Below are 24,960 nucleotides of genomic sequence, written 5' to 3'. Positions count from 1 at the left end.
TGGCGGCAGACGGCGACGGTGACCGTCGGCATGTGGGTGAGGCGCTGCGCGACGCGATCCTGTCCGGCGAGTTCCTGCCCGGTGAGCGGCTGGTCGAGGCGCAGCTGATGACCCGGTTCGGGGCCAGCCGGTTCAACGTCCGGGCGGCCCTGCAGGACCTCGCGGCCGAGGGGCTGATCGAGACCCAGCGCAACCGGGGCGCACAGGTGCGCAAGGTGTCGCTCGACGAGGCGATCGAGATCACCGAGGTACGCATGGTGGTCGAGGGCCTGATCGCGGCCCGCGCCGCGGAGCGGATCGACGCCGAGCGGGCCTCCGAGCTCGACGAGATCGCCCTGCTGATGCGGCGGGCGGTCGACGCCGGGGAGTATCGGCGCTACAGCGACCTCAACCAGCGGCTGCACGCGCTGATCCGGCAGATCGCCGGGCACCGCACGGCCGACCGGATCGTCGGCACGCTCCGCGGCCAGCTGGTGCGGCACCAGTTCGTGCTCTCGCTGCTGCCGGGCCGGCCGCAGCAGTCGCTGCCCCAGCACGAGCGGATCATCGCGGCGATCCGGGACGGCGACGCCAAGGTGGCCGAGGCCGCGATGCGCGAGCACATCGCCAGCGTCATCGAGGCGCTGCGCTCGATCGATCAGCTCGGCGGGCCGGCCTGATCGTCGCCCGGCGCGACCGGCAGCGTGATGGTCACGACCGTGCCGGCCGGCGTGTTCGGGCCGGCGGCGACGGTGCCGCCGTGCTGGGCGGCGGTCTGGGCCACGATCGCGAGCCCCAGCCCCGAGCCGGGCATCGACCGCGCCGCCGCCGCGCGGTAGAAGCGGTCGAAGACGTGCGGCATGTCCTCGCCGGCGATCCCCGGGCCGTGGTCCGCCACCGTCAGCACCCCGCCGGCCAGCACCACGGTCACCTCGCCGCCTGGCGGGCTCCACTTGGCCGCGTTGTCGAGCACGTTCACGACCATCCGCTCGAGCTCGCCGGGCCGCCCGATCACCCGCGCCGGCGCCAGCGACGCCGTGAAGACCAGCCCCGGAGCCCGGATCCGCACCCGGTTGATCGCGGCCGTCACCACGTCGGCCAGTTCGACCGGCTCGGCCGCCTCCCGCGCGGCGTCCTCCCGGGCCAGCTCGACCAGCTCGGTGGTCAGCGTCGCCAGCTCGCGCACCTGGGCGTCGAGGTCGGCGAGCAGCTTGGCCCGGTCCTCCGGCGGCAGCCGGTCGGCCAGCTCGGGGTGGCGCTCGACGGTCAGCAGCAGCTCGACGTTGGTACGGATGCTGGTCAGCGGCGTCCGCAGCTCGTGGCCCGCGTCCTCGACCAGCGCCCGCTGCTGCCGGCGGGAGGTGTCGATGGCGGCCAGCATCGTGTTCACCGAGCGGCCCAGGCGGGCGACCTCGTCCTCCCCGGTCACCTCGATCGGCCGGGTCAGGTCGGTGGTGGCCGCGACCTCCTCGACCGCCTCGGTGAGCCGCTCGACCGGCAGCAGTCCGGCCCGGGCCACGGCTCGCCCGGCGAAGGCGGCCCCGACGATGCCCACGACACAGCCGATGCCGAGCAGGATTCCGAGCACATCGAGCGTACGGCGGGACTCCTCCTCGTCGATCGCGACCTGCACCGCCCCGCCCCGGTTGATCGCGGTCGTCAGCATCTGATAGCTGTCGTCGCCGATGGTGACCCGTTCCCGGACCGACCGGCCCTTGCCCGCACCGGCCGCCACCGACCGCGCCCCGGCGGTGACCGGAAGCGGGCTGTCCGGCGCGCTGACCACCTCACCGCCGGCCGAGAGGATCTGCCAGCGCGGGCCCAGCTCCCGCCGATGGTTGCGGCCGGGCCGACCGGCATCGCCGGGCGGACCGTCCCGGTTGGCCGCCCACTGCCCCGGCGACTGCGAGATGGCGAGGGCGTCCGTGCTGAGCTGGGCCGCGATCCGGTGCTCCTGCAGCCCGCGCACGGCCACCCAGGAGGCGATGGCGAAGGCGATGAGCGCGATCGCGACCGCGGCGCCGACCAGGAACGCCATCCGCGCGTGCAGGGTCCGCCGCCGCCACCAGCCGGTCGCCCAGCCGCGGGCGAGCGGGCTCACAGCGGGTCTTCGCGCAGCGCGAAGCCCACGCCCCGCACGGTGTGCAGCAGCCGGGACTCGCCGTCGGCCTCCAGCTTGCGGCGGAGGTAGCCGAGGTAGACGTGGACGCTGTTGGAGGACTCCCCGAAGTCGTACCCCCAGACCTGCTCGAACAGCGCCGCCCGGGTGAGCACCTGCCGCGGGTGGCGCAGGAACGCCTCCAGGATCGCGAACTCGGTGCGGGTCAGCCGCAGCGGCCGCGAGCCCCGCCACACCTCGCGGGTGACCGGGTCGAGCCGCACGTCGGCGAAGGTGAGCCGGCCGCCGGACGACGGCGGCGGCCCGGCGGCGAGGGCCGAGCGCCGCAGCAGCGCGCGCACCCGGGCCAGCAGCTCCTGCAGGGCGAACGGCTTGACCAGGTAGTCGTCGGCGCCGGCGTCGAGCCCCGCCACCCGGTCGCCCACGCTGTCCCGGGCGGTCAGCATCAGCACCGGCAGCACCACGCCCGCCGACCGCAGCTGCCGGCAGGTCTGCAGGCCGTCGAGCCGGGGCATGCTGACGTCGAGGATCATCGCGTCCGGCTCGGACCCGGTGACCGCCTCGAGCGCCTCGACGCCGTCGGCCGCCGTCTCGACCTGATGCCCCTCGAAGCGGAGGGTGCGCGCCAGCGAGTCCCGCACCGCCGCGTCGTCCTCCACCACCAGGATGCGCACGCCGTTCCCCTCAGTTCCGGTGCGCCGCGTCCAACGCGGACTGCAGCGACTGCCGGTAGCCGTCGCTCGTGACGGTAGCGCCGGAGACGGCGTCGATGTCGGCGCTCTGCTTCTCCAGCGTCTCCTGCCGCAGGATCGGCAGCGCCCGCGAGTTGATCTCCACGTCCCGCCCGTTGTTCGACGGGTAGGTGGGCACGCCGACGTCGGTGATCCGGCCGCCCGACACGGTGATCGAGACCTGCACCGGCCCCCACCGGGTCTGCGCGACGTTCCCGGTGTAGGTCTTCCCGCCGCCCTGCGGCAGCGAAGCGGGAGCGGTTGCCGCGACCGCGGGACCGCTGGAACCGGCGGTGCTGGTGCGGTAGCTGAACAACAGGACGACCGCGGCGACCGTCGAGAACAGCCACAGCGTGATCCGGCGCATCTCTTCCCTTCCCGCTACCAGGAGAACAACTCGGTGTGCACCCGGGCCGCGGGCACCCCGGCCGCCCGCGCCGCCGACCGGGCCTCCGCCGCCCACTCCTCGGGGCCGCAGATGTAGACCTCGGAGGCGCCGATCCGGGGCACGACCTGAGGCAGCGTGGCGCCGGCGAACTGCGCGGGCAGCCACGACGGGCCGCGCGACCCGAGCAGGTAGACCACCCGTACCCCGCGATGCCGCGCGAACCACTCCAGCTCGCCGCGGAACGCGATCTCGGCCTCGCTGCGGGCCCGGTAGACGAGCGTCGCCTCGCCCGGCCGGTAGCGCAGCTCGCCCAGCAGCGCCAGCAGCGGCGTCACCCCGATGCCGCAGGCCAGCAGCGTCACCGGGCCGCCCGGATAGCTCTCGCCGGTGAGCCTGCCGTACGGCCCCTCGATCAGCGCCCGGGTGCCGGGCCGCAGCGACGAGACCCGGGCGCTGCCGTCGCCCAGGTCCTTCACCGTGATCCGCAGCCGGTCGCCGTGCGGGGTGGCCGACAGCGAGTAGGGGTGCGCCCGCGACCATCCCGGCCCGTCGAGGAAGCGCCACTGGAAGAACTGCCCCGCGCGTACCGGAAGGGCGCCCAGCTGCCGCCCGGCCAGATAGACCGACGTGAGACCCGGTCCCTCCGGGACCACATGCGAGACCACGAGCCGATGACGCCGGGTGCGCCAGACCGGCAGCCCCAGCCGGTACGCCACCAGGGCGCCGGCCGACACCGCGTAGAGCGTCCACCAATAGGCCGTCGCGAGCGGCGAGGCCAGGAAGTCGGCGCCGGTCCAGAGCTGGTGCGGCAGGGCCAGGCCGACGCCGAGGTAGGCGTACAGGTGCAGGAGATGCCACGACTCGTAGCGCAACCGGCGCCGGGCCGCCCGCATCGAGGTGACCACCACCATGACCAGCAGCAGCGTGCCCGCCGTGGCGAGCAGCATGCCCGGATAGTCGAGGACCAGGTCCCACAGCTCGCCCAGCACGCTGCGCGAGTCGGTGCCGGTGTAGGCCACCGTGATCAGCACGATGTGCAGCACCATCAGCCAGAACGAGGTGAACCCGGTCCACCGGTGCCAGCGGGCCAGCCGGTCCTGCCCGAAGGCCCGCTCGACGATCGGGATGCGCGCCATCAGCAGCACCTGGATCAGCAGCAGGTCGGCCGACCACAGCCCGCTCAAGCGCCCGGCGGAGAGCACGCCCAGGTCACGGATGCCCCCGTGGCCGGCCCAGAGGGCGGTCACCAGGAGCAGCGAGGTGGCGGCCGCGACGCCCCCGGCGTCCGCATGCCAACGACGAGCGGTCACCCGTCAACGATCCGCGTCCCGGGTCAAAGCTGGTAGGGCGGATCGTAAGAGTTCGCTAAGAACCGACCCGCTCCCGGTGCCGGAACATGCCCCTCAGCGCGTGCCACGTCCGGGTGACGCCCCACCCGGCCGTGTTGACCAGCCGGTCGCCCACGATCGCGAACTCGGCGACCAGCGACGCCGCCCGGTCCATCGCCCGCCGCGCCTCCTCGAAGTCCTCCGCGTCGTTGCGCAGCTCCCACAGGCGCCGGGCCTGGTCCCAGGCGTGCGCGCGGGTGACCGTGACCAGCGTCCGCTGGCTCCAGTCGTCCAGCGGGCCGACGAACTCGTCGATCTCCAGCTGCCAGCGGGTCGAGAAGCCCCGGCGCAGCGGCGGGATCTCCTCGAAGAAGATCTGGTTGACCAGCAGGTAGTCGGGGTGGATGAGGTCGTCGGCCGGCGCGCCCACCTCGTTCCAGGTGCCGATCAGCGCCAATGCCAGGTCGTGGTTGATGTGCGCGTTGACCCCGAGCATCGCCGCGGTCAGCCGGCTCATCTTCAGGTCGTGGCCGCGCTTGAAGAGGACCTCCCACACGTCGGGGGTGGCCTCGTCGTCGTTGTTCCACAGATCGAGTGCGGAGAAGTAGCGCTTGGCGAACTCGACGTCGAGCAGCTCCAGGAACTCGGGCTGGTTGACGCCGGTGTGCAGGGCGCCGTCCACCCGGCGGGTGATCGTGTTGTAGAGCGAGTTGAACGCCGACACCCGGTTCTTGGCCGGCGAGGGCGGCAGCTCGTCGAAGATGAACTGCAGCGTGTCCAGCTTCTTGATCACTTCGCCGATGCCGCCCGGCTGGGTCGCCACCACGGCGGCCATCCGGTCGCGCAGCGGATCCCAGCCTCGCCCCGGCGGTATCTCCAGCGCCGAGAGCTCGAGACGCTTCTCCTTGAGCGTCTCGGCGCTGCCGCGCACACTCTCCCGGTCGAACGTTGTCGTCATGCCCCACAGCCTGGTGATCTCCGGTCCCGGCCACCACCACCCTGTCGGCAACCCGTCGCCCGAAAAAATCGGATGACGCCGGTACGCGCGGCCGATAGCGTCGCCGTCATGTCGGTGACCTACCTGTTCCTCGCCCCCGCGCGGGGAACGCAGCACTCGATCCGTGTGCGTGCCCGGGCCTGTGCCCTGGCCCCCATCGAGTAGCGCACCACCTCCTCACGCCAGGGCCTCGCCGAGTCCACTCCGGATCGGACGGGCCACCGACGCCTGTCCGTGTTCGCCGCCCGAGAGCGCGGCAGACGGGACCACCACGGCCATGGCGCCACGCTTCACCCGGCACGAGCACGCCCGCTCGCGCCGCACCCTGGGACAGAACTTCCTGGCCGACCCGGCCGCGATCCGGCGCCTCGCCGATGCCGCGGCGCCGGGACCGGACACCCTGCTCTACGAGATCGGGGCCGGCCGCGGGCGGCTCACCACGGCGCTCCTGCCGCTCTGCGGGCGGCTCGTCGCGTACGAGATCGACGCGGACATGGCCGCCCGCCTCCCGCGCCATCCCCGCCTCACCGTGCGCACCGAGGATTTTCTGGCGGCGAGGCCGCCGGCCGAGGACTTCGCGGTGGTCGGCAACATCCCCTACGCGTTGACCGCGGCCGTCGTGCGCTGGTGCCTGGACGCGCCGGCGCTGCGCCGCGCCACCCTGCTGACCCAGCTCGAGTACGCCCGCAAGCGCGCCGGCGACTACGGACGCTGGAGCCGGCTGACCGTGCTGACCTGGCCCGAGCACTCCTGGCGGCTGGCCGGGCGGGTGCCACGCGACGCGTTCCGCCCGATGCCCCGGGTCGACGGCGGCATCCTGCAGATCGAGCGCCGTGCCGTCCCGCTGGTCCGGCCCGCCCTGATGCCCGCCTGGCGCCGCCTGGTCGAGGAGGGCTTCACCGGCGCCGGCGGCTCGCTGCACGCCACCCTCGCGCGCCGGTTCGGCGACCGGCGGGCGTACGCGGCGACGCGCGCGGCCCGGCTCGGCCCGGACGTACCGGTCGGCGAGGTCTGGCCGGAGCAGTGGCTCAGCCTGTTCCGCCTGCTGGCCCCACGGTGAGCGAGCCGAGCCCGGCCACCGCGTCGATGTCGAGCCCGCCCTCCCCGTCACCGTCCTGCAGCGTGGTGTTCCGGTCGATGCCGCGGGTGCGGTCGCCGTTGAGCGTGACCGAGCCCGCGCCGTCGCGCACCAGCACCTTGACCGGCACCTCGCGGGGTGTGGTGATGGTCCAGGTGCCGACGCCGCCGGTCATCCGGATCGGCAGCGTCTCGTCCGGCACCGGCAGCGCCATGTCCCAGCGGCCCGCCCCGCCGATCAGGTCGATGCGCCGGATCATCCCCGTGGACAGGGCGAAATCGGCGTCCCGCACCCCACCGGTCATCCGCAGCGACCAGGTGACCTTGCGGTTGAGCCGGACGGCGAGCTTTCCGGTGCCCTCGCCGGCGGACCTCACGCTCAGCCGTACGGTGCTGCCGTCCCGGCTGAGGCGGGGCGTGAGCCCGCTGCCGGCCGGGGCGCTGACCCGGACCGGGTCGGCGCCCAGGGACGCGATCGTCACGTCGAGCTCGGCGACGTCGCTGACCATCTCGAACGTGCCCGAGCTGAACGGCGGCTCGGGGTCCCTCGGCCGGGCCGGGCTGGTCGTCGCCGGGTCCTTGGCCGCCGGGGCCTCGGTCGCCGTGGACGACGACGCCGGACCCTCGGGCGCGATCGACACCGGCGGGCTCGGCGGCACCGCCCCGATCGTCCCGGTCGGAATCGGGGCCGGTGGGGCGGGGGCGGCCGTCCCGTCGTCGCCCCGCAGCACCAGCCGGCCGAGGGTGACCACGCTGCCGCCGAGAAAGACCAGCGCGGCGAGGGCACCGAGCAGGAACCGCAGCCGCGTGCGCCGGGGCGCGGCCGGCGGCCCGAAGACCCGCGCGGGCGGCGGCGCGGCCGCGCGCGGCGGCGGCTCGCCCCCGCCCTCGCCCGGGTAGTAGTCGGCCTCCGGGCCCATCCGGTGCGGCGCGTCGGGCCAGTAGTCGGAGATGTGCGGGATGCCGCCGGTGGGGGTCTCGTCCGATGCGGAGCCGTCCACGTGAAGTCCCCCTCGACACTACGTATGGAGTCGATCGGGGATACGGGCGGCAACGGCCCGCGGTTCGATTCGCGCGTGGACCGAGCCAAAGATGCGCTTAAATCTCACTCTTGCGATTCACGGTGTTCGCCGCAAGAATGCCTTTTCGAGACTTTAAGAGCACCTTAGGTGGCCGGCCGCAGGAGCGGATGTTACATGCCCCACGACGACGAGCGATTCGGCCGGCTGCCGGTGCCCTATCGCCCGATGCCCCCTCGGTCGGTGGCCGCCGAGGCCGCGCACGCCCGGCGCGTGCTGGTCGCCTGCTCGATCGCCGTCACGGCCGGCGTCGCCGGGGTCATGGCGCTCATCCTGCCGCTCGGCGGCGACGAGCCCGACCCGGTCGCGCAGCAGATCACCTATGCCTCCCCATGGGACTTCGAGCCCTCGGCGCCGGTGTCGATGCTGCCCGCGCCCTCGTCCTCCACCAGCGCTTCTCCGTCCGCGACCCGGCCACCGGCCCCGCCGCCGGGCCCACCGGCGGCGCCGGTGCGGGCCCGGACCCCCCGGCCCGGCACGACGCCGCCGGGGACCGCGCCGACCGTCGACCTCGACATCGGGTCGACGGTCGGCCTCGAGCTCGCCGGCCGCCCCGGCCGCCGGCTGCGGCACCGCGACTTCATCGGCCGGGTCGACCCGATCGGGCCCTCGAGCACCGATCTGGAACGAGCCGATTCCCGTTTCGTGGTCCGCAAGGGACTCGCGCGCGGCGGCTGCGTCTCGCTCGAATCGACGAACTATCCCGGCTATTTCCTCCGCCACCGCGACTTCGTGCTGCGCCTCGACCAACGCGACCGGCGGCGCGATTCATTGTTCGCCGAGGACGCCACGTTCTGCGCCACGCCCACACGCGACGGAACCGCCATTGTTCTGGAATCGATCAATTATCCGTCGCGGTCCCTCCGTCTCCGGGACGACGGCGTGCTGGTTCTCGAGGAGGGCTCCGGCGCCGCCTTCGCGGTGCGGTCACCGCTCTGAGAGCTCGCCGGCCTCGTCCAGGCGGGTCAGCTGGTCGCCGGTCAGCTTGACGTCCAGCGCGGGCAGGGCGTCCTCGAGCTGCTCCGGCGTGCGCGGGCCGATCAGCGGCAGCACTCGCGGCGCGGTCTGGGCCAGCAGCCACGCCAGGACCAGCTGGTTCGGGGTCACGCCGACCTCGGCCGCCACCGCGGCCGCCGCGGCCAGGCGGGCGTCGGCGTCCGGGCCCGCGTAGCTGGCCATCATCCAGTGGTCACGCTGCTTCTCCTTGCTGTCGTAGACGCCCTTGACGATCGGCGAGTACGCCACCAGCGTCTGGTCGTCGTTGTCGCGCAGATAGTCCAGCTGCTCGGCGTCCACGATGGACGCCGTGTCGAGACCGGCCCGGCGGCGCAGGTAGCTGTGCTGCTGCTGGATCGCCACCGGCAGCGGCCAGCCGTTGCGCTCGCACAGCCCGCGGATGCGCTCCAGCCGCCAGGTGCGCACGTTCGACCAGCCCAGGAAGCGCACCTTGCCCGCCTGCACGAAGCCGGCCAGCGTCTCGAGCGTCTCCTCCAGCGGGGTGGCCTTGTCGTCGACATGGATGTAGTAGAGGTCCACGTGGTCGGTGCCGAGCCGGCGCAGGCTGCCGTCGAGCGCGTCGGTGAGCGTCCGGCGCCCCGCCCCCGCGAAGGTGCGCCGGGCCAGGTCCCAGTTGGCCGTGCCGTCGGCGTTCCACAGGTCGGGCGAGTAGTGCGGCAGGGCGCTGCCCTTGGTGGCGAGGAAGAGCCGGTCCCGCTTGCCGCCGTCGCGCATCCAGCGGCCGAGCAGCTCCTCGCTCTCGCCGCCGCGGCTGTCCCGCCGGGCCCACCACTCGTAGCAGTCGGCGGTGTCGATGAACGACCCGCCGGCCTCCAGGTACCGGTTCAGGATCCGGACGGAGTCGGCCTCGCTCGTGGCGTTGCCCATCTGCATGGCGCCGAGCGCGAGCTGGCTGACCTGCTGGCCGGTGCGGCCCAATTCGATCGTCTGCATGAACCCGACGCTATGACCTGGAGCGCGCTCCAGGTCAAGGAGCCGATCGCTACCATTCCGGGCATGTACGCGCCACGCCCCGGAACCGCCCGCGAGCGGCTGCTCGCCGCGGCGCTCGACCTGTTCGCCGAGCACGGGGTCACCGGCACGTCGCTGCAGATGATCGCCGACCGTCTCGGCGTCACCAAGGCCGCGGTCTACCACCAGTTCCAGAGCAAGGACGACATCGTCGTGGCGGTGATCGACCCGGCCATGGACCGGCTCGGCGAGATCGCCGCTCACGCCGAGGCCCAGCGCGGCCCGGCCGCGAGGCGGGAGGCGGTGCTGGCCGGTGTGGTCCAGCTGGTGGTCGACTTCCGCAAGGTGGCGACCACGCTGAGCTTCGACCCGGTGGTGATGCGGCTGGTGCGGGCCCATCCCGGGCTGCGATCGCTGCAGCGGGTGCGGCGCCTGCTCGGCGGCACCGCGCCCGATCCGGGCAGCCGGGTGCGGATGGCGGTGCTGAGCGGGGGCCTGATCATGGCCGGCGCCGACCCGGCCGTCGCCGGGCTCGACGACGAGGACTTCCGCGACCACCTGCTGGCCGCGGGCCGGCGCATCCTGAAGGGCTGAGCCGGCCGGGCTTGCGTTTTCTGTTGCTTTCGCAACCGATCCTCAACCGCTGCCGCCGGGAGCCGATGCCACGGAGGACCTCTTTCCGTCCGCACGGCTCCTGGAAGGCGCTAGATGACCACCGCTACCGAACTACACACCCCGGCGCCACCGGCGACCGCCGGCCCGGGCGGCAACGGCCGCTGGTGGGCGCTGGTCGTGCTGGCGATGGCCCAGCTCATGGTGGTCCTCGACGCGACGATCGTGAACATCGCGCTGCCCACCGCGCAGCAGGACCTCGGCTTCTCGGACGCGAGCCGCCAGTGGGTCGTCACCGGGTACGCCCTCGCGTTCGGCAGCCTGCTCCTGCTCGGCGGACGCCTTTCCGACTTCTTCGGCCGCAAGCGCATGTTCCTCATCGGCCTCATCGGTTTCGCGCTCGCCTCCGCGCTCGGTGGCGCCGCGAACGGCATCGAGATGCTGATCGTCGCCCGCGCGCTGCAGGGCGCGTTCGGCGCCGCCCTCGCCCCGGCCGCCCTCTCGCTGCTCGCGACCACGTTCACCGACCCGGCCGACCGGGGCAAGGCGTTCGGCATCTTCGGCGCCATCTCCGGCGCCGGCGGCGCGGTCGGCCTGCTGCTCGGCGGCGTCCTCAGCGAGTACGCGTCGTGGCGCTGGTGCCTCTACGTCAACCTGGTCATCGCGGCGGTCGCGGTCGCCGGCGCCCTCGTCAAGCTCGCCGACGAGCGCGTCACCAGCCGCAACAAGCTCGACATGCCCGGCGTGGTCACCTCCGTCGGCGGCCTGGTCGGCGTCGTCTTCGGCCTCGGCAAGGTCGAGACCGACGGCTGGGGCGCGGCCTCGGTGCTGGTCCCGCTGTTCGCCGGCGTCGTCCTGCTCGTCGCGTTCGTGGTCATCGAGCTGCGCGTGCCGCACCCGCTGCTGCCGCTGCGCGTGGTGCTCGACCGCAACCGGGGCGGCGCCTACGCCTCGATCGCGATCTCCGGCGCCGGCATGTTCGGCATCTTCCTGTTCCTGACCTTCTACATGACCAAGTACCTGCACTTCTCGCAGATCCAGACCGGCCTGGCCTTCCTGCCGATGCTCGCCGCGATCATGACGACCGCGACCACGGCCGGCTCGATCCTCACCCCGAAGATCGGCCCCCGCCCGCTCGTCCCGGTCGGCGCGCTGATCGCGGCCGGCGGCATGGCCTACATGACCCGGCTCGGCCTCGACTCGTCGTACCACTTCGGCGTCCTGCCCGGCCTGATCATCATCGGCCTCGGCCTCGGCCTGGTCTTCGCGCCCACCCAGAACGCCGCCACCAGCGGCGTCGAGCACGGCGACGCGGGCGTGGCCTCGGCAATGATCAACACGATGCAGCAGATCGGCGGCTCGATCGGCACCGCGCTGCTGAGCTCGTTCGCCGCGAGCGCCGGCACCCACTACGCGCAGACCCACGCACCGTCGGCGCTGCTGCCGGCGCGGGCCGAGCTGGCCGGCTTCCACACCGTCTTCTGGTGGTCGTGCGGCTTCTTCCTGGTCGCCGCCGTGGTCGCGACGCTGCTGTTCCGCACCGGCCCGCTCGACGTCGACCCCGACGCCCCGCCCGCCATGGCCCACTGACCCGTCGTTCCCCGGAGCCCCCGGCCGCGCCTGACCAGGCCTGGCCGGGGGCTTTGCTCTGCTCACCCCTACGCGCCACTGCAAGCCGCGCGTACCGGTGAGCAGAGCGATTTCGCTCTGCTCACCCCTACGCGCGCCCCGGCGGTGGCCGGAACGATCACGACTTGCTTGAATGTCCGCATGCCGTGCTCCCGGGGTCACCCGCTCGAACCTCGCGAGCGGCTGCTGCCCGGCCTCTACCGCTGCCTCAGCGGCGGGCATCACGAGCTCTACTACGACGGCACGGCCGAGCCGATCGCCACCTGCTCGTGCGGCGACCTCGCGATCACGACGTGCGACCAGTGCCGTTCCCACCGCTGTCCCCGCCACCAGCCCGCGGGCCACCACCTCTGCGGCGCCTGCGAGGCCGCCCGCGGCACCGGGCAGTCCGACGCCGACCGCGAGCGCCGGCTGCGCGCGATCGCCGGCCTGCCCGACCCGGTCGAGCGGCTGCTGATCACCGCGATGATCCTGGAGACCGACCCGGCCGGCGACGTCTATGCCTGGGCGAAATGGGCGTGCCCCTATCTCGCGTACGCTCCCGGAATGCGCTTCTGGGAGCCGCTCGAGGCCGTCTTCCCGCCCGGCGAGCAGCCCCTGCCCTGGGACTCGGCGGCGATCGGCCGCTGGTTCGCCCGGCGCGCCGCCGCGCTGCGCCTCCCGGCTCCGTTCCAGCTCACCGAGGGCCGGGTCTTCACGCAGACCTGGTACGGCTGGCGCCTGCTGGCCGGCAGCAGCGTCCGCGTCGACGACGGCTTCACCGACACGGCGTTCGTCCTCACCGGGGGCGAGGTGGTGCGGGCCGTGGCCCCCGAGGAACGCCACCCCGGTCGCATTGCCACCCGCCGGACCCTCCACACGGGCCTCAACCTGCTGGCCCTGGCCGAGCTCGGCCGGACCCTCCACCTGCGCGCGCCGGAACCGGCCTAGAGTCCGAAAAATGCCACTCCCCGGGCAATGACGGGCGGCCCCGCCGGCGGCTAGCGTGATCCTCCGGCCGACAAGGCGCGACAAGGCGCGACGAGGCGTGGCGAGCGAGGGGAATCGGCAGTTGAGCGACGACAATGGCGCGCCCGCCGCGCGCTGGGGCTGGCAGTTCTGGGTGGCCACCGGTCTGCTGATCGGTTTCGCGGTGCTCGTGGTCGCGATGATCTGGCTGGCCGGCGGCGACGACGTGGTCTGGCAGCGGCGGCTGTACGTGTTCGGCGCCGTCGAGGCGATCGTGTTCACCGCGGTGGGCTGGCTGTTCGGCCGCGAGGTGAACCGCAGCGCGGTCGACTCGGCCCGCGCCGACGCCACCGAGGCGCGCGAGGCCGCAGCCGCCCAGACCGCCGAGGCGACCGAGGAGCGGGTCGCGGCCACCGAGGCCAACACCCGCCTCGACGCCGTGCGCGCGGCCGTCCAGGTCGGCACGACGCCGGCGCAGACCGGGCCGCAGGACGTCAGCGCCCGCCCCCGCGCCGATGCGGCCGCCGACCTGCGCGCCCTGATCGAGGCGATCGCCGGGCCACCCCGCCCGCGATGAGCGAGCCGGTCACCGCCCTGCTCCCGCCGGTGTGACGAAGCAGGCGTCCGAATTTCGCCGGACGCCGAAGCGTCGGTACGGCATGCTGCCCTCCATGGATCAGAGACGGGCCGCGATCGCCGCGGCCGGGGTGACGGTGGTGCTGTGGGCGTCGGCCTTCGTCGGCATCAGGGCGGCGGCGCCGTACTTCTCGCCGGGCGCGCTCGCTCTCGGGCGGCTCGGGGCCGGCGCGGTCACGCTGCTGGTGTTCCTCCTGGCCCGGCGCGAGGGGCTGCCGCCGAGGGCCGCCTGGCCCGGCATCGTCGCTTCCGGCATCCTCTGGTTCGGGTTCTACATGGTGGTGCTCAACTGGGGTGAGCGCGAGGTCGACGCCGGCACCGCGGCCATGGTGGTCAACGTCGGGCCGATCATCATGGCGCTGCTCGCCGGGTGGGTGCTGCGCGAGGGATTCCCGCCCCGGCTGCTCGGCGGCATCCTGGTCTCCTGCTGCGGCGCGGTCGTGGTCGGCGTGTCGCTGTCGGGCGGCGGCCGGTCGTCGGTGCTCGGCGTGGTGCTGTGCCTGCTCGCCGCGATCAGCTACGCGGCGGGGGCGGTCGCACAGAAGCCGGCCCTTCGGCATGCCAGCGCGCTGCAGGTCACCACGTACGGCTGCGTGATCGGTCTGGTGGTCTGCCTGCCGTTCGCCGGGCGGCTCGCCGCCGAGGTGGCCGGCGCGCCGGCGCACATCACGCTGACGGTGGTCTATCTGGGCGTCTTTCCCACCGCGATAGCGTTCACCACCTGGGCGTACGCGATGGCCCGCACCACCGCCGGCAAGATGGGCTCGACGACCTACCTCGTCCCCGTCGTGGTCATCGTGATCTCGGCGCTGGTGCTGCACGAGGTGCCCGCGCCGCTGGCCATCCTCGGCGGCGTGCTGTGCCTGGCCGGCGTGGCGGTCTCGCGGGGCGGCCGAGCCCCGGCCGCCGTGGAGCCCGTCACCCGGCGCTGACAGCACACCGGCCGGCGGTGCGCTCCGGTGTGCTGCGTCCGACGTCCCTCAGGCGCGCACCACCAGTGTCTTGGCGGCCATGTCGCCCAAGCGGCGGCGGCTGCCGGAGTTGATGACGACCAGGAAGCCGACCAGGTAGGCGAAGATGCCGTCGATCAGGCGCAGCAGCGTGCGCACGAACGCCGACAACAGGCCGGGCGCCCGGCCCGTCTGCGCGTCCACCACGCGGATGCCGGTGACCATCTTGCCGACCGTGCGGCCGGTCGTGCCCTCCAACAGCGTGTAGTAGAGGACCACGATCACCAGCAGCCACAGGCTTCCGGTGAAGCTCAGGGTGGTCAGGTTGAAGCCCGACGACGCCTTCTCGGTGCCGAAGGCGGCCGAGAGGAACGAGTTGACGACGCCGAAGATGAGGCCGTCGACGATCGTGGCGACGACACGCCGGCCGGTCACGTGGACGTCGGGCGGGGCGGAGAGGTACGTCATGATCCGATGATGCCGGTGGGACGCAACCTCATGACGCCCGATGATCTGGTGCGGGCCGCGATCGCGGTCGCCGAGGACGGCATGGCCCGGGGCGAGATGCCGATCGGGGCCGTGGTCGCGATGGGCGACGAGATCATCGCCAGCGCCCACACCCGGGACGTCGGGCTCGGCCGCCGGCTCGTGCACGCCGACCTGCTCGCGATGACCGCCGCCGACGAGCGCCTCGGCTGGGGCGCCCGGCCGCATCCGCTGCGCCTGGCCGTCAACCTCGAGCCGTGCCTGATGTGCCTGGGCGCGGCGATGGCGCTGAAGGTCTCCGAGGTCTACTTCGGACTGGAGTCACCGGCCGACGGCGGCACCGCGCTCGTCGAGGACTGGCCGGTCAGCGAGGATCTGCCGTGGTACGCGCCACCGGCCATGACCGGCGGCATCCGCCGCGACGAGGTACGGGACCAGTTCCGCCGGTTCTGCGACCGGGCCCCCGAGTCGGGCTTCCGGCGCTGGGCCCGCACCCTGCTGTGAGGCGGTCACCTCCCGCAGGCCGCGGCGATGCCCCCGGGTGCCGCGCCGGCCGCCACGAGCATGCCGAACGTCGCCGCGCCGCCGATCGCCAGCCGGCCGTTGTATGAAGCGTTCCCGACGACGACATCCGGCCCGGACGCCTCCGCGACGCCGTTCCAGACGGACACGAGGCGCTCGTCGCCGCCCCAGCGCCAGGAGACGTGCCACCCGTCGAGCGGTTCCGCGCCCACGTTGCGCACGGTGACCGTGGCGACGTAGCCGCCGTTCCACGCACTGTCGACGGCGACCGTCGCCGCGCAGGCGGGACGCGCCGCCGTCCGGGCGGTGCCGATCACGTACGGATCGTGCTTCCCATCCGCGCTGAACCGGAACCAGTACGCGGTGTCCGGCGTCAGCCCGCCGATCGTCACCGTGCCGCTGCGTTCCGGCCCGGAGACCGCCTCGGCGACCGGGTTCACCCACTGCCGGGCGTCGTCGGCCGAGGCGAAGAGCGTGATGGTGACCGGCGCGTTGTAGCCGCAGGGCGGGGTCATCAGCATCGAGTACCGGATCGTCACGCTGGTCTCGGTCGCCGCCGACATGACCCCGCCGACCGGCAGCGCCGGCGGGCACGTCAGCGTCGGCCCCGGCGTAGGCGTCCCGGTCGGCCCCGCAGTCAGCGTCGGCCCCGGCGTAGCCGTCGTCGTGGCCGGCCCGGCGGTCGGCGTCGACCCCGGCGCGGCCCCCGCCGCCCCGCCGGCCCCGACCATCAACGCGACAGCCACCCCACCGAGCACCACGCCGAACCTGTGCAGCATCGCTACCTCCCCCGTTCGCGCGCGGGACCGCGCCCTGCTCGCACCGTATATCGAACTACGCCGATGCGTGTACGCCGTCCCAGAAGGCGGTGAGCGAGTCGTCCGGAGCGATCGGCACCTCGAGGTCGGCGATCGGGGTGAGGAACACCGCGCCGACGTCGTCCGACCACATGCTGTGGTACTTCCGCCAGAACTCCCGGAAATACGGCCCGTGGAGGTAGACGAAGCGGAAGTAGCGTTCCCAGTCACCGGTGTACGGGCCGAGGACCCGTTTCGAGTTGACGCAGATCTCGGCCAGGTTGCCCATGGCCGCCGCCATGCAGGCCAGGTCGGCGCGATCCTCCAGTTCCCCCGGCGGCGCCGGCTGGTCGGCGTGGAAGTAGGGCCACAGGTGCGGCCGGTCGATCAGGAACTTGTCGAACTCGATCCACTGAACCGTGATGTTCTGGTAGAACTGCGCGTTGCTGACGTGCTCGGCGACGGCGATCTGCCGTTTGAGGAGATGGCCCTGCCACAGGGCCGCGCCGAGTGCCGCCAGCGCGACCGCCGTGCCGGCGATGCTCAGGACTACCGCGTTCATCCCCCCTCCTTCGCTGAGGCCGCCGATGGTGGCCGGCCCAACCTACCGGGCGGAGGACGCGGCGCCGTCTCGCGCGAAACTCTTGGCAACGCCGCCGCCGGGCACCTACGAACCCGGAGCGAGGCGCGCGGTCCGGTCCACTTCGGAGATCGGCCGGACCACGCGGCACGGCACGCCCATCGCCACACTCATCGGCGGGATGTCGCGGGAGACCACGCTTCCCGCGCCGATCACGCTTCCATAGCCGATGCGTACGCCCGGCAGGACCACGACGTTGCTGCCGACCCAGACCTTGTCCTCGATGACGATCGGCTCGGAGAAGCGCCGGAAATCCTCGCGCAGGTCCGGATGGATCGGGTGCCCGGTCGTGGTGAGCGTGACACTCGGGGCGATCATCACGCCGTCCCCGATCCGGATCTCGACGTCGTCGACGAACGTCAGGTTGACGTTGCCGAAGAAGTCGTCGCCGATGTGCACGTTGCTCCCGAAGCCGGCATGGAACGGCGACAGCAGCACCGTACGCTCCCCCACTGAGCCGAAGATCTTCTCCAGCAGCGCCCGCCGCCGCCCGGTGTCGCCGGGCCGGGTCGCGTTGTACTCGAAGACCAGATCGGCCCGCCGCCGCGAATCCTGGAACGACGCCTCCGACTCCGTGTAGAGAAGCCCCTGCCGGATCCGCGTCAACACCTCGTCATCCATGATCCCCATCTTCCCCGGTCCATCGGCGTGGGGTGGACCCGAGAGCCGGTGCGGCTCGCCCGACGGCCCTAGGCCGGCAGCCGCGCGGCCAGTGACGCCAGCGCCTCCGCGTCCCCGGCCAGCGAGGCCAGCCAGGACCGGGCCGACGTCCGGAACACCTCGTCGGCGCCGGCGGGCTGGTCCCGCAGGAACGTCTTGGCGTGGTGGGCGAAGAGGTAGAGGATCGCGTAGCCGTCGTGCAGGGCATCTGCGCACAGGTACGCGACCCGGAGCTCGCCCCGGTCGTCCGGGTTCCGTGCGAGCCGGGTCAGGGCGAGCTGGATCCGCCGCACCGCCGCCTCGTCGGGATCGCGGTCGAGCAGGTCGTCCACGTCGGTCAGGGGCGCATCGGCGGAACGGCCGGAAAGGGCCCGGCCGGTGGCGAGCGCGCGCGTCGTCGCGTCGGGCCATCCGGCCACCAGCGCCGCCGCCGACCCGCCGGCCGCCGCCGACCCGCCGGCCGCGGCCGAGATGCCGGCGAACGGATCGCCGTGCAGGACGTAAGCCGCTCCGACGAGCGGGTGCATCCCGGCCGCGTCGAGCGTCGCCCGCGCCCGCCGCATCGCCTCGCCGGCCGGGGCCGACCGGGCCGCGCCGTAGAAGGCCCGCGCCACCGGCACGCAGACGCTGTCGGGCACCGTCGCCAGCGCCCCGACGATGGCCGGCGCCCCGCGGTCGAGCAGCCGCAGCGCCCAGCCGCGTTGCCGGCCACCGGCCACGTGCCGCACCCGGCCGAGCAGGCAGGCGTTGAAGAAGACGAACGGCGCGCCGTCCCCGGCCGGCAGCTCGGAGGCGTTCAGTACGGCGTCGCCGGAGAGCGGCAGCAGCTCCCCGATCGGGTTGGCGAACCCGTGCCCGACGTAGTGGACCGCGGCCTGTGCGGTGAAGACGCCGAGTGCCGCCGCCGGGTCGCCGAGGTCCACCCGCTCCGGCGCCAGCCCCAGCACCCCGGCCGCGCGGGTGACCATGCCGGCCTCGGCTTCCGCCTCGCCCAGCAGCCCGAGCGCGGGATCGGGGGCGGCGGTCGCGATGACGAGCCGCGGATCGGGCCGCGGGCGGCGCGCGTTCGGGGCGAGTGCCTCGTCGAGGTACTGGAAGGACGGGCAGCGCGCGACCACGTGGGTCGTGCCCAGCCAGCCGCCGTCGTGCCGCAGCAGCTCGAACGGGATGTCGGCCACCGAGGCGCCGCCGCTCGGGAGGTAGAGGACCGTGCGCGCGCCGAGGATCGCCTCCCGCACCGGCTCCGGCAGCGACCGCCAGCCCGCCTCGGCCGCCTCGACCAGGCCCGCGGACGGCGCCGACCGCGGCATCCGTTCGCCGGTCAGCAGCGCCTGCCGTTCGTCGTCGGCCCGGGTCGCGAGGGTGTAGAGGGCCGCGTGCGCGGTGCCGGAGGTGGCGAGGTGCCACCGGTCGCCCGCGACGACCAGGAAGACCGGGGTCTGGCCCGGCCCCTCGATCTGCGGCTCGATCGCGACGAGCACGGTGTCCGGCAGCTTCCGGAGCCGCTCGCCCAGGATCGCGAACGGCCGGGTCACCCGGGCGACGACCGGGTCGGCGTCGCAGGTGGCCGCGCGCAGGATCGGACGGTCGCCGCGCAGCACCTCGATCAGCCCGACCACGTCGGCCAGGTCGTCGCCGGCCGAAGCATCGGCCCCGGCCATCTGGAACAGCAGGAAGCGGCGCGCGTACTCCAGCATCGCCATGAGACGGCCGTCCCCGCCGGGCGCCTGCGCGGCCTGCGCCTCCAGCGTCGCCACCGCCCGGCTGAGCTCGGCGCGGTCCGGCGGCTCACCGGCGGCGGCCCGGGCCAGGCGCGGCGCGAGGGCGATCACCGCGGCGTCACCGGTCGCCCCGGCCGCGCGCAGCCCGGCCAGCGCGATGTCGTACTCGTCGGCCGCCTCGCCCGCGCGGCCGAGCCCGAGCAGCGCGCGGGCCCGGTTGGCGTGCAGCTTCGCGGTCAGCGTGTCGCGCTCGTTCCCGGGCGGCATCCGGCCGGCCAGCGCCAGCCCGTCCGACGCCTGCCCCAGGCTCGCCGCGAACTGCTGCGCGTCGTCGGCCGACGAGGAGAGCGTGAGGCGGAGGCCGGCGGAGAAGCGGAGCTGGTCCCAGTCGGGGACCGACCACGACCGGGTCGTGGCGAGGGCGTCGTTGGCCAGCCCGCGCGCGGCCGCGAAGCCCTCGACCCGGGCGACCAGCCCGGTCGTCCGGGTGATGATCTCGGCCGCCTCGGTGACCAGCCGGTCCAGCCAGAGCGTCGCGGCGCCGATCTCGGCCGGGATGCCCGCCCGCGCGGCCAGGCCGGCCACGTAGTCGGCGCCGAGCGCCGCGAACACCAGGTCGGCGGCGCCCGCGCAGGCGGCGGCGAAGACCGGCGCCGCCTCGGGTGAGTCGTTCCCGAAGACCCCACCGAGCGAGAGCCAGCGCGACGACGCCCAGCGCAGGGGCGCGTACGCCCGGCCGGCCTCGCCGTCGTCCTGGAAGAGCTTGCCGCGCAGGCCGGCCAGCTCCAGCAGCAGGACCGGCTGCCGCCCGGCCGGTACCTGCTCGGCGACCCGGTCGGCGGCGTCCAGGGCCTGGTGGGCGAGGACGAAGGCGGCCGCGTTCTTGGCCCACTGCGCCTCCAGCCACAGCCGCCAGGCACGCTCCTGGGGCGGACCGCCGGCGGACTCGAGGACGGCGATCCGCTTGCCCACGGTGACCGCCGCGATCGGGCCGAGCCGCAGGTGGTCCGGCACCGAGGCGAGCACGTCGGCGAGGGTGCCCATCTCAGCGGACCGCCCAGTACGGCAGGGCCGCGGTGTCGCCCGCCGGCCGGTACGGGAGGAACCAGCGCCCGGCCGGGAACGTGTAGGACGCCGTACAGGAGATGGTGGTCTGTTGCTCGAGATGGAAGCCGGCGCCCGCCTTGCCGCCCACGTCGACCCCGATGTCGGCCTTGCGCTTGCCGGCCAGCGTCATCGCCGACTTGCGGGTGACGGCCGCGTCGTACGAGCGCAGATCGAGCGCGCCCGCCTCGTCCTCGTCGAACTCCAGCGGGTCGAGGTCGTCCCCGGACGCGCCACAGTGGACGCACGGGTCGAGCCCGACGAACTCGCGGTTGCTCCACGCCACCACGTCGGTGCGGATCCACGGCTGACCGGCCGCGTCGCGCTCGAACCGCCGCACGGCGAGCGTCACGTGCTGGCGGATCACCATGCACCGGTTGCGCTCGGGGATGTCCTCGTCGACGGCGAGGGTGAGCGTGCGGCCGCCGCCGAAGCCGGAGCCGATCGCCTTGATCGACACCTGCCGGTCACCGCTCTCGCTGCGGGCCAGGTGCAGCGCCGCCCGGCCGGCCGGCGGCACGTGCAGGCCGAGGATCTCGAACGCGGCGTCGACCTCACCCAGCTCCTCGACCGGGCGGGCGCCACGCAGCCGGTCGATCACCCGCCGGGCGATGCCGGGCAGGCCGCGCTCGGCGGGGAGCGACAGGCCGTCGGTGGCCAGCGACTCCAGGAGCCGGTCCGGCGCGTCGTCGCCGAGGTCCGCGACGGCGGCCACTCGGTCGGCGACGCCCACCACCGGCTCGTCGGCGACGACCTTCACGACCGGGCGCCGAGCACGAGCGACGGGAACGAGCAGGCTTCGTGCCCCTCCGCCGAGTCCGGCGGCAGGAACCAGCGGTGGCACAGCGCCCCGGCGTGCTGGGGGCAGGCGACATGGGCGCAGTACGCGTCCCCGCCCGTCACCGGCGAGGTCATGCGCTCGGCCGCGCCGTATGTGCCGGCCGCCGCGATGATGCGGTAGGCGAAGCGGGAGTCGTCCCCGCGCGCGAGCCCGTTGCGGTGGTGGACGAGCCCGCCGTCCCGCGACGGGTAGACGATCAGCGGCGGCTCGATCGCCCGCAGCTCGTCCTCGCCCAGCGCGAGCAGCCCGGTGGCCGGCCGCGCCAGCGTCTCGATCAGCGCCGACCGCCCGTGCAACGCCAGGGCCGCCCGCAGCGGGTCGACCAGGAACGGCGTGCCGATCGGCTCGCCGGCCACGATCAGGTCGAGGTACTCCTCGTAGTTGTCGGCCCAGCCCAGCCGGTCGAGCAGCTGGGCCGCGCTCAGGCCGGCGACGCCCTCCGCCTGCTTCGCGACGGCCGGCGCCAGCTGGTCGAACATGCCGGCCGGGTCGTCGCCGAGGAAGACCAGGAACGTGACCAGGGCCAGCAGCTCGTAGGCGGCGTCGAGCCCGGCCACGCCGGCGAAGTGGTCGAACGCCTTGCGGCGAGGCTCGGCCGGGTCCGGGTACGCGTGGTGCAGCTGCGACCGGTAGAGCGCGGCGGGCGAGCCGGCCGGCAGCGTGCCGGCCAGCGTCGCGTACGTCATCCGGGCCGACTCCAGCTCGGCCGCCGACTCCAGCAGGTCCCCGGCGGTCAGGCCGGACGCGTTCGGCCGCCGGGTCACGGCGAGCTCGGCCCGCAGCTCGGCCGGGTCGGCGCCGCCCACGACCTCCTCCGCCATCCGCAGCAGCCGCAGCCCGTGCCGGTGCAGGAACGGGCTGCCGAGCGCCTGCACGAAGTGCAGGATGCCGTGCTGGAACTGCTGGTTCGGGCCGCCGTAGCGGTACGGCACCAGCGACGTGGTCAGCTCGACCATGGTCTCGTAGTCAGTGGGCAGCACCAGCAGGCCGGCCCACGGGAAGGAGAGCTCGGCCGCCCCGCCGAGCGGATCCAGATGCCTGTCCGGGCAGGCGCATCCCGCCATCGCCATACCGTGACAGCGGGGCGCGCGCCGGGCAACGCGCCCGCCCAAACACGACAGCCCGGCCCGGCGGCCACCCGCCTAGACGTACTGCCGGTAGACCGTGCGCGCGACGCAGGCCGGCTTGGCCACACCGTCGATCTCGACCGTGAAGTCGAACGTGCTCTGCGTACCGCCCGGCACGTCCTCGACCGACACCACGGTCGCGCCCAGCCGGATCTTCGACCCGACCGGCACCGGGTGCGGGAAACGAACCTTCTCCAGGCCGTAGTTGACGCCCATCTTCACGCCCTCGACCTTGAGCAGCTCGCCGAAGAGCGGAATGACCAGCGACAGCGTGAGGTAGCCGTGGGCGATCGGGCCGCCGAACGGGCCGCTCCGGGCCCGCTCGACGTCGACGTGGATCCACTGGTGGTCGCCGGTGGCGTCGGCGAACGTGTTCACCCGTTCCTGGGTGATCTCGAGCCAGGAGCTGTGGCCGAGGTCCTTGCCGGCGAGGGCCTTCAGCTCGTCCAGGCCGTTCACGGTGATCATGCGTCCTCCTCGGGGTGGCCCAGCGGGCCGGGCGGCGTTGCCCCGAAGTTACCCGGGCTCGCCCACGAACCGGGCGGCGCGGTCGAGGGCGTCGTCGGCGTCGTCGAGACGGCCGAAGTTGTTCTGGTAGACGTGCGGCAGGCCGGCGCCGACCTCGAGGCGGACCGTCCCGCCGTCGGCGGCGACCTTCGCGGCCAGCCGGACGGCGTCGTCGAGCAGGACCTCGTCGTTGCCGACCTGGATCAGCAGCGGCGCGATCCGGGACAGGTCGGCGAACAGCGGGCTGGCCTCCTTCTCGCGGCCGGGGGCGTACTTGATGGCGTACCAGCGCAGGCTCTCGACGGTGAAGAGGGGGTCGACGCCGTCCCGGGTGCGCATGCTCTCGCCGGCCAGCGTCAGGTCGACCCAGGGCGAGAACACCACGGCGGCCCGCGGTTGGGCAAGCCCGGCCTCGCGTGCCTCGATCAGCAGCGACACCGCGAGGCCACCGCCGGCCGAGTCGCCCGCCACCACCACGTCGCCACCGCCGGCGACCAGCTCCCGGTACGCGGCGAGCGCGTCCTCGACCCCGTGCGGGTGGACGTGCTCGGGCGCCAGGCGGTAGTCCAGCGAGTAGGCCACGCCACCGGTCCGGACGGCGAGCGCGCCGGCCAGCCCCGCGCCGGTGCGGCCGGAGCCGACCACGTAGCCGCCGCCGTGCAGATAGAGCAGCACCGGTCCGTCACCGTCCGCGCGCAGCCGCACCGCCGGGCGGCCGCCCAGCGTCACCTCGTCGCGGACCAGCCGCGGATCGGGCGGCCGGGCCGCCGCGAACGCCTCGAACGACTCCCGCTCGCTCGCCACGCTTCCGCGCTCGCGGGGAACCGCGGCGAGCGCCGCCCGGACGATCGCGCGTTGTGCTTGCCGGTCCATGTCGGCCTCCATCAGGTAGGTTCCAAGGAATGCACTTCCGTAAACTAGATTCCCCGGAAGCTAATTCCAAGGATTGCTGACGTGACCGACCTCACCGCGCTCTTCACCGACCTGATCCGGGCCGAGACGCTGCTGTTCAACCTGATCGACGCCCGGGTCCGCGCCGCCCACGACATGAGCCTGGGCACGCTGGAGTTCCTGCGGATCATGGAGCGCCGCGGCCGCTGCCGGGTCTACGACATCGCCCACGAGGTGCACATCACGATCGGCGCGACCAGCAAGGCGGTGGACCGCATCGAGGCGCGGGGCTGGTGCCGCCGCGAGGCCAACCCCGGCGACCGCCGCTCGTCGCTGCTGGTCCTCACCGATGAGGGCCGGGCCGCGCTGACCGCCGCCGTGCCGACCTTCGAGGAGGCGATGACCGCGTACGCGTCCGGCCTGCCCGCGCCCGTTCTCGACCAGCTGGCATCGGGCCTCGCCCAGTGGCGTGAGCGGCTGGAGGAGCAGCCGTGAGAGATTTCGCCGTGTCGACGCTGGGCTGCCCCGGCCTGCCGTTGCCCGCGGTGGGCGCCCTGCTGGGCCGCCACGGCGTGCGCGCGGTGCAGCTGCGGTGCGCCGAGGACGAGCCGGTCCACGCCGGCATCGACGCGGCCGCGCGCCGCACCGCCCGGCGGGTGCTGGACGACCACGGCCTGAGGCTGACCGGGCTGGCCACCTACGTGAACCTGTCGTCCGGCGCCGGCGGCCTCGACGCGCATCTCGACCTCGCCCACGACCTCGGCGCCCCCGCCCTGCGCCTGATGCCCGGCACCGCCGGTGTCGAGGTGACCGCGCCCGCGCTGGCCGCCGCCGTCGCCCGCGCCGGCGACATCCGGCTGCTGGTCGAGACCCACGACGCCTACCTGCGCGGCGCCGACCTGCGCCCGCTGCTGGCGGCCGCCCCCGGCGCCGGCGCGATCTGGGACGCCCTGCACCCGTGGCGGGCCGGCGAGTCCCCGGCCGGCACCTCGGCCGCGCTGGCTCCGTGGCTGGCCGAGATCCAGATCAAGGACGTCGCCTCCCCCACCGAGCGCCGCCCCCTGGTCCCCGGCGCGGGCGCGGTCCCGCTGCGCGAGGTGCTGGCCCTGCACCCCGGCGTCCCGGTCGTCCTCGAGCACGAGGCCCGCTGGCACACCGACGCGGCCCCGATCGACGACGCCATCGCCGGCGCGCTGACGCTGCTCGGGTGACCCACGGCTCGG

At 73.9% G+C, this 24,960-nt stretch carries 27 protein-coding genes; 11 read left to right on the top strand and 16 right to left on the bottom strand.

The window, feature by feature from the left end:
* Positions 1 to 32 precede the first annotated feature (32 nt).
* A complete protein-coding gene (locus ACQP2F_RS23045) occupies positions 33 to 659 on the top strand; it encodes a GntR family transcriptional regulator (RefSeq protein WP_433307251.1) in 627 nt (208 codons plus the stop codon).
* On the opposite strand, the gene ACQP2F_RS23040 is transcribed toward ACQP2F_RS23045, so the two are convergent.
* From ACQP2F_RS23040 to ACQP2F_RS23020, 5 genes are read right to left on the bottom strand one after another with little or no spacing between them, the layout of a single operon-like run.
* Entirely contained in the window at positions 638 to 2,080 is a 1,443-nt protein-coding gene (locus ACQP2F_RS23040; protein ID WP_433307250.1) for an ATP-binding protein, read from the bottom strand. The two genes, ACQP2F_RS23045 and ACQP2F_RS23040, sit on opposite strands and share 22 nt — an antisense overlap.
* Positions 2,077 to 2,772, bottom strand: a complete 696-nt coding sequence (locus tag ACQP2F_RS23035; RefSeq protein ID WP_433307248.1) for a response regulator transcription factor — start codon at positions 2,770 to 2,772, stop codon at positions 2,077 to 2,079. Before ACQP2F_RS23035 ends, ACQP2F_RS23040 begins: the two co-directional genes overlap by 4 nt.
* Before the next feature lie 10 nt (positions 2,773 to 2,782).
* Positions 2,783 to 3,196, bottom strand: a complete 414-nt coding sequence (locus ACQP2F_RS23030) for an FMN-binding protein (protein ID WP_433307247.1) — start codon at positions 3,194 to 3,196, stop codon at positions 2,783 to 2,785.
* Positions 3,197 to 3,210: 14 nt separating this feature from the next.
* Positions 3,211 to 4,527 (bottom strand): ferredoxin reductase family protein, encoded by a 1,317-nt coding sequence (locus ACQP2F_RS23025; protein ID WP_433307246.1) that lies wholly within the window; start codon positions 4,525 to 4,527, stop codon positions 3,211 to 3,213.
* Positions 4,528 to 4,582: 55 nt separating this feature from the next.
* Positions 4,583 to 5,503 carry a DUF5995 family protein gene (locus tag ACQP2F_RS23020; RefSeq protein ID WP_433307245.1) on the bottom strand — a complete coding sequence of 307 codons (921 nt, stop codon included), beginning with the start codon at positions 5,501 to 5,503 and terminating at the stop codon, positions 4,583 to 4,585.
* Between the two features lie 316 nt (positions 5,504 to 5,819).
* Between ACQP2F_RS23020 and erm the strand changes: the two genes are divergently transcribed.
* Positions 5,820 to 6,602, top strand: coding sequence for an ErmE/ErmH/ErmO/ErmR family 23S rRNA (adenine(2058)-N(6))-methyltransferase (gene erm, locus ACQP2F_RS23015; RefSeq protein WP_433307243.1), 783 nt, complete (start codon positions 5,820 to 5,822; stop codon positions 6,600 to 6,602).
* Here erm and ACQP2F_RS23010 read toward each other — a convergent pair.
* Positions 6,571 to 7,620 carry a hypothetical protein gene (locus tag ACQP2F_RS23010; RefSeq protein ID WP_433307241.1) on the bottom strand — a complete coding sequence of 350 codons (1,050 nt, stop codon included), beginning with the start codon at positions 7,618 to 7,620 and terminating at the stop codon, positions 6,571 to 6,573. The two genes, erm and ACQP2F_RS23010, sit on opposite strands and share 32 nt — an antisense overlap.
* A 195-nt stretch (positions 7,621 to 7,815) precedes the next feature.
* Between ACQP2F_RS23010 and ACQP2F_RS23005 the strand changes: the two genes are divergently transcribed.
* Positions 7,816 to 8,637 carry an AbfB domain-containing protein gene (locus ACQP2F_RS23005; RefSeq protein ID WP_433307240.1) on the top strand — a complete coding sequence of 274 codons (822 nt, stop codon included), beginning with the start codon at positions 7,816 to 7,818 and terminating at the stop codon, positions 8,635 to 8,637.
* Here ACQP2F_RS23005 and ACQP2F_RS23000 read toward each other — a convergent pair.
* Positions 8,626 to 9,648, bottom strand: coding sequence for an aldo/keto reductase (locus tag ACQP2F_RS23000; protein WP_433307239.1), 1,023 nt, complete (start codon positions 9,646 to 9,648; stop codon positions 8,626 to 8,628). The two genes, ACQP2F_RS23005 and ACQP2F_RS23000, sit on opposite strands and share 12 nt — an antisense overlap.
* Positions 9,649 to 9,711: 63 nt before the next feature.
* Here ACQP2F_RS23000 and ACQP2F_RS22995 point away from each other — a divergent pair, with 63 nt between their 5' ends.
* The 5 genes from ACQP2F_RS22995 to ACQP2F_RS22975 all read left to right on the top strand — a co-directional run bounded on the left by ACQP2F_RS22995 (position 9,712) and on the right by ACQP2F_RS22975 (position 14,423).
* Positions 9,712 to 10,260 (top strand): TetR/AcrR family transcriptional regulator, encoded by a 549-nt coding sequence (locus tag ACQP2F_RS22995; RefSeq protein ID WP_433307237.1) that lies wholly within the window; start codon positions 9,712 to 9,714, stop codon positions 10,258 to 10,260.
* A gap of 114 nt (positions 10,261 to 10,374) precedes the next feature.
* Complete coding sequence (locus ACQP2F_RS22990) at positions 10,375 to 11,868, top strand: MFS transporter (protein WP_433307235.1); 1,494 nt, start codon at positions 10,375 to 10,377, stop codon at positions 11,866 to 11,868.
* A 180-nt stretch (positions 11,869 to 12,048) separates the two neighbouring features.
* Positions 12,049 to 12,837, top strand: a complete 789-nt coding sequence (locus ACQP2F_RS22985; RefSeq protein ID WP_433307233.1) for a hypothetical protein — start codon at positions 12,049 to 12,051, stop codon at positions 12,835 to 12,837.
* A 121-nt stretch (positions 12,838 to 12,958) separates the two neighbouring features.
* A complete protein-coding gene (locus ACQP2F_RS22980; protein WP_433307231.1) occupies positions 12,959 to 13,432 on the top strand; it encodes a hypothetical protein in 474 nt (157 codons plus the stop codon).
* Between the two features lie 94 nt (positions 13,433 to 13,526).
* Positions 13,527 to 14,423: a DMT family transporter gene (locus ACQP2F_RS22975; RefSeq protein WP_433307229.1), complete on the top strand. Its 897-nt coding sequence runs from the start codon at positions 13,527 to 13,529 to the stop codon at positions 14,421 to 14,423.
* Positions 14,424 to 14,471: 48 nt separating this feature from the next.
* On the opposite strand, the gene ACQP2F_RS22970 is transcribed toward ACQP2F_RS22975, so the two are convergent.
* Positions 14,472 to 14,909, bottom strand: coding sequence for an RDD family protein (locus ACQP2F_RS22970; protein WP_433307228.1), 438 nt, complete (start codon positions 14,907 to 14,909; stop codon positions 14,472 to 14,474).
* A gap of 9 nt (positions 14,910 to 14,918) precedes the next feature.
* Here ACQP2F_RS22970 and ACQP2F_RS22965 point away from each other — a divergent pair, with 9 nt between their 5' ends.
* Positions 14,919 to 15,431 (top strand): nucleoside deaminase, encoded by a 513-nt coding sequence (locus ACQP2F_RS22965; RefSeq protein WP_433307227.1) that lies wholly within the window; start codon positions 14,919 to 14,921, stop codon positions 15,429 to 15,431.
* A gap of 5 nt (positions 15,432 to 15,436) precedes the next feature.
* On the opposite strand, the gene ACQP2F_RS22960 is transcribed toward ACQP2F_RS22965, so the two are convergent.
* The 8 genes from ACQP2F_RS22960 to ACQP2F_RS22925 form a co-directional block, all read right to left on the bottom strand.
* Positions 15,437 to 16,228 carry a cellulose binding domain-containing protein gene (locus ACQP2F_RS22960; protein WP_433307225.1) on the bottom strand — a complete coding sequence of 264 codons (792 nt, stop codon included), beginning with the start codon at positions 16,226 to 16,228 and terminating at the stop codon, positions 15,437 to 15,439.
* 55 nt (positions 16,229 to 16,283) lie between these two features.
* Positions 16,284 to 16,808, bottom strand: coding sequence for a hypothetical protein (locus ACQP2F_RS22955; RefSeq protein ID WP_433307224.1), 525 nt, complete (start codon positions 16,806 to 16,808; stop codon positions 16,284 to 16,286).
* Between the two features lie 105 nt (positions 16,809 to 16,913).
* On the bottom strand, positions 16,914 to 17,507 hold the full coding sequence (locus ACQP2F_RS22950) for a sugar O-acetyltransferase (RefSeq protein ID WP_433307222.1): 594 nt from the start codon (positions 17,505 to 17,507) through the stop codon (positions 16,914 to 16,916).
* A 68-nt stretch (positions 17,508 to 17,575) separates the two neighbouring features.
* Positions 17,576 to 20,311: a CHAT domain-containing protein gene (locus ACQP2F_RS22945; RefSeq protein ID WP_433307220.1), complete on the bottom strand. Its 2,736-nt coding sequence runs from the start codon at positions 20,309 to 20,311 to the stop codon at positions 17,576 to 17,578.
* Position 20,312: 1 nt separating this feature from the next.
* Positions 20,313 to 21,131: a hypothetical protein gene (locus ACQP2F_RS22940; protein ID WP_433307219.1), complete on the bottom strand. Its 819-nt coding sequence runs from the start codon at positions 21,129 to 21,131 to the stop codon at positions 20,313 to 20,315.
* A complete protein-coding gene (locus tag ACQP2F_RS22935) occupies positions 21,128 to 22,276 on the bottom strand; it encodes a hypothetical protein (protein ID WP_433307218.1) in 1,149 nt (382 codons plus the stop codon). The genes ACQP2F_RS22940 and ACQP2F_RS22935 overlap by 4 nt, the downstream gene beginning before the upstream one ends.
* Before the next feature lie 78 nt (positions 22,277 to 22,354).
* Complete coding sequence (locus ACQP2F_RS22930) at positions 22,355 to 22,807, bottom strand: MaoC family dehydratase (RefSeq protein WP_433307217.1); 453 nt, start codon at positions 22,805 to 22,807, stop codon at positions 22,355 to 22,357.
* A 48-nt stretch (positions 22,808 to 22,855) separates the two neighbouring features.
* Positions 22,856 to 23,719 carry an alpha/beta hydrolase gene (locus ACQP2F_RS22925; protein ID WP_433307216.1) on the bottom strand — a complete coding sequence of 288 codons (864 nt, stop codon included), beginning with the start codon at positions 23,717 to 23,719 and terminating at the stop codon, positions 22,856 to 22,858.
* Positions 23,720 to 23,800: 81 nt separating this feature from the next.
* On the opposite strand from ACQP2F_RS22925, the gene ACQP2F_RS22920 reads away from it, so the two are divergent.
* Positions 23,801 to 24,232: a MarR family winged helix-turn-helix transcriptional regulator gene (locus ACQP2F_RS22920; RefSeq protein WP_433307215.1), complete on the top strand. Its 432-nt coding sequence runs from the start codon at positions 23,801 to 23,803 to the stop codon at positions 24,230 to 24,232.
* Complete coding sequence (locus ACQP2F_RS22915) at positions 24,229 to 24,948, top strand: sugar phosphate isomerase/epimerase family protein (protein ID WP_433307214.1); 720 nt, start codon at positions 24,229 to 24,231, stop codon at positions 24,946 to 24,948. The genes ACQP2F_RS22920 and ACQP2F_RS22915 overlap by 4 nt, the downstream gene beginning before the upstream one ends.
* Positions 24,949 to 24,960: the final 12 nt, after the last annotated feature.

It is taken from the genome of Actinoplanes sp. CA-030573, assembly GCF_050951115.1.
Taxonomy (GTDB): domain Bacteria; phylum Actinomycetota; class Actinomycetes; order Mycobacteriales; family Micromonosporaceae; genus Actinoplanes.
Note: the sequence above shows the minus strand (reverse complement) of the source record. Positions and strands in the feature narration are given on the sequence as shown.

Excerpts from the sequence above, each read along its gene's own strand:
- ACQP2F_RS22950 (WP_433307222.1), bottom strand. The coding sequence starts at position 17,507 with ATGGATGACGAGGTGTTGACGCGGATCCGGCAGGGGCTTCTCTACACG.
- ACQP2F_RS23000 (WP_433307239.1), bottom strand. The coding sequence starts at position 9,648 with ATGCAGACGATCGAATTGGGCCGCACCGGCCAGCAGGTCAGCCAGCTC.
- ACQP2F_RS23005 (WP_433307240.1), top strand. The coding sequence starts at position 7,816 with ATGCCCCACGACGACGAGCGATTCGGCCGGCTGCCGGTGCCCTATCGC.
- ACQP2F_RS22975 (WP_433307229.1), top strand. The coding sequence starts at position 13,527 with ATGGATCAGAGACGGGCCGCGATCGCCGCGGCCGGGGTGACGGTGGTG.
- ACQP2F_RS23020 (WP_433307245.1), bottom strand. The coding sequence starts at position 5,503 with ATGACGACAACGTTCGACCGGGAGAGTGTGCGCGGCAGCGCCGAGACG.
- ACQP2F_RS22955 (WP_433307224.1), bottom strand. The coding sequence starts at position 16,808 with ATGAACGCGGTAGTCCTGAGCATCGCCGGCACGGCGGTCGCGCTGGCG.
- ACQP2F_RS22985 (WP_433307233.1), top strand. The coding sequence starts at position 12,049 with ATGCCGTGCTCCCGGGGTCACCCGCTCGAACCTCGCGAGCGGCTGCTG.
- ACQP2F_RS22990 (WP_433307235.1), top strand. The coding sequence starts at position 10,375 with ATGACCACCGCTACCGAACTACACACCCCGGCGCCACCGGCGACCGCC.
- ACQP2F_RS22925 (WP_433307216.1), bottom strand. The coding sequence starts at position 23,719 with ATGGACCGGCAAGCACAACGCGCGATCGTCCGGGCGGCGCTCGCCGCG.
- ACQP2F_RS22960 (WP_433307225.1), bottom strand. The coding sequence starts at position 16,228 with ATGCTGCACAGGTTCGGCGTGGTGCTCGGTGGGGTGGCTGTCGCGTTG.
- ACQP2F_RS22945 (WP_433307220.1), bottom strand. The coding sequence starts at position 20,311 with ATGGGCACCCTCGCCGACGTGCTCGCCTCGGTGCCGGACCACCTGCGG.
- ACQP2F_RS22965 (WP_433307227.1), top strand. The coding sequence starts at position 14,919 with ATGCCGGTGGGACGCAACCTCATGACGCCCGATGATCTGGTGCGGGCC.
- ACQP2F_RS22970 (WP_433307228.1), bottom strand. The coding sequence starts at position 14,909 with ATGACGTACCTCTCCGCCCCGCCCGACGTCCACGTGACCGGCCGGCGT.
- ACQP2F_RS23030 (WP_433307247.1), bottom strand. The coding sequence starts at position 3,196 with ATGCGCCGGATCACGCTGTGGCTGTTCTCGACGGTCGCCGCGGTCGTC.
- erm (WP_433307243.1), top strand. The coding sequence starts at position 5,820 with ATGGCGCCACGCTTCACCCGGCACGAGCACGCCCGCTCGCGCCGCACC.
- ACQP2F_RS22935 (WP_433307218.1), bottom strand. The coding sequence starts at position 22,276 with ATGGCGGGATGCGCCTGCCCGGACAGGCATCTGGATCCGCTCGGCGGG.
- ACQP2F_RS22930 (WP_433307217.1), bottom strand. The coding sequence starts at position 22,807 with ATGATCACCGTGAACGGCCTGGACGAGCTGAAGGCCCTCGCCGGCAAG.
- ACQP2F_RS22995 (WP_433307237.1), top strand. The coding sequence starts at position 9,712 with ATGTACGCGCCACGCCCCGGAACCGCCCGCGAGCGGCTGCTCGCCGCG.